This is a genomic window from Streptomyces sp. NPDC059456, assembly GCF_042750055.1.
In the GTDB taxonomy this organism is placed as follows: domain Bacteria; phylum Actinomycetota; class Actinomycetes; order Streptomycetales; family Streptomycetaceae; genus Streptomyces.
Window position 1 is genome coordinate 2,452 of sequence record NZ_JBHYVA010000719.1, and the last position, 1,831, is coordinate 4,282.

General features: G+C 76.1%; 2 protein-coding genes. Both read right to left on the minus strand.

The annotated features are described in order from the left end of the window. Positions 1-854 (minus strand): AAA family ATPase (locus ACFXA3_RS37085; protein ID WP_385194691.1); only part of this gene is annotated, 854 nt, incomplete at its 3' end. After that, positions 851-1,762 (minus strand): ankyrin repeat domain-containing protein, encoded by a 912-nt coding sequence (locus tag ACFXA3_RS37090; RefSeq protein WP_385194693.1) that lies wholly within the window; start codon positions 1,760-1,762, stop codon positions 851-853. The genes ACFXA3_RS37090 and ACFXA3_RS37085, both read right to left, overlap by 4 nt. Positions 1,763-1,831 lie beyond the last annotated feature (69 nt).

Genomic DNA, 1,831 nt, shown 5'->3' on the forward strand with positions numbered 1-1,831 from the left:
TATAACTCTCGGGGGCGGGGGGGCGCGGGGGCCTGGCCGCCCCCGCCGGCGCCGGACGCGTACCCGGTGGCCAGCAGGCGCAGCGCCATCTCCCAGGTCCGCGGGGAGGGCCAGGCGCGGCCGCGGCCCTCGGCCTCGTTCGGCATGTGGTGGACCAGGCCCGGCCGGGCGGTGAGGAAGCCGGAGATCACGCCGCGGGCGCGGGCCACGGCCCCGGAGGCACGGGCGGGGTCGACGGCCGGGAGGGCCACCTCGGGCCAGGTGCCGGCCAGGCCGCGGGCCACGGTGCGCGGGCTGTGGGTCCAGTCGAGGTGGACGAAGCGGTTGGCCAGCGGCGGGCTGAGGTGCCAGCCGTCGGCCGCGCTGGACGGCGGATTGGCCGCGGCGACGATCCGTACCGACTCGGGCAGCACGAGGCTGCCGATCCGGCGTTCCAGGACCACGCGCAGCAGGGCGGCCTGCACGGCGGGCGGGGCGGAGGACAGTTCGTCGAAGAACAGCAGTCCGTGTCCGGTGCGGGCGAGGCGTACCGCCCAGTCCGGCGGGGCCATGGGCACGCCGGTGGTGGCGGGGTCGTCACCGACGATGGGCAGACCGGCGAAGTCGGAGGGCTCGTGGACGCTGGCGATGACCGTTTCCAGCCCGACGCCGAGTGCGGTGGCGAGCTGCTGCATGCCGGCGGACTTGCCGATGCCCGGCTCGCCCCACAGCAGGACGGGCTGGTTGGCCGTCACCGCGAGGGCCAGCGCTTCGAGCTGGGGGTTGGTCGCGGGCTCCGTGCGGGTGGCGCGGAGCCGGGCGCCCAGGGCGTCGGCGGCCGCCAGGGCCCCCGACGGCTGCGGCCGCTCGCTCATGCGCCGTCCTCCTCGTCGTACGGCTCGTCGAACCGGGGCTCTTCCATGCCGAACCACACGGAGTCGACGTCGTCGGCCCCGTCGCCCTCGTCGGACTCGCGCTCTTCCATGTACTCGTCGAACCACTCGGAGCCGATGTCCGGGAACTCCTCCTCCACCCGGCGGCGCAGGAAGCCCAGGTCGGCGCGCTTGTAGCGGCGGATCACCTGGTCCAGCGACAGGTCCGCCTCGTCGAGGACGTCGATCCGGCTGCCGGCCGCGACGAACGCCCGGACCAGGCCGGCGGACCCCCCGAACTGGACCGCGATCTGCAGCGGCGTGAGGCCGGACTTGGTCCGGGCCTCCAGGTCGAGGCCCGCCGCCAGCAGCCGCGGCAGCAGGGCTTCGTGGTCGAGGAGGTGGAGCTGGTGCAGCAGCGTGTACCCGCGGGCGTCCCGGACCCGGGGGTCCGTGCCCGCGTCGAGGAGGGTCACGACGCCGGGGGTGTCCCCGTGCTGGGCGCGCAGGAACAGCTCGCGCCGCTGCGCCCGCAGGGCGCGCGGCAGCCGTCCTTCACCGGTGGTCCAGATCTGCTGCACGGCGAAGCAGCCCTGGATCGCTCCGCCGAACGCCCGCATGGCGCGCTCGCGCTGCTGCTCCTCGGCGCTGTGCGGGAGCAGGTCGAGCACCCCGCCCCGGGACTGGACCTCGTGCCACTCCCCCCGGCAGCGCACGCGTACGGGCACCGCTTCGGCGGGGCCGGGCGGACCGGCGGCGGGGCCGCTGCGCGGGAACAGCGCCTCGGCGACGAGCGGGTGGAGTTCGCCCGGGGTGATCCGGCCGGTGCGGACCAGTTCGAGGTCGGGGAGCCGCTTCCAGGCGAACAGCGACAGGCGCGGCACGTCCTTCAGCTCGTCCCAGCCGGCCACCCGGGCCCCGACCCCGGCGCCCCGGCCCGGGGCGGTGGTCTACACCATCACGCATCCGCGCCCGAGCAC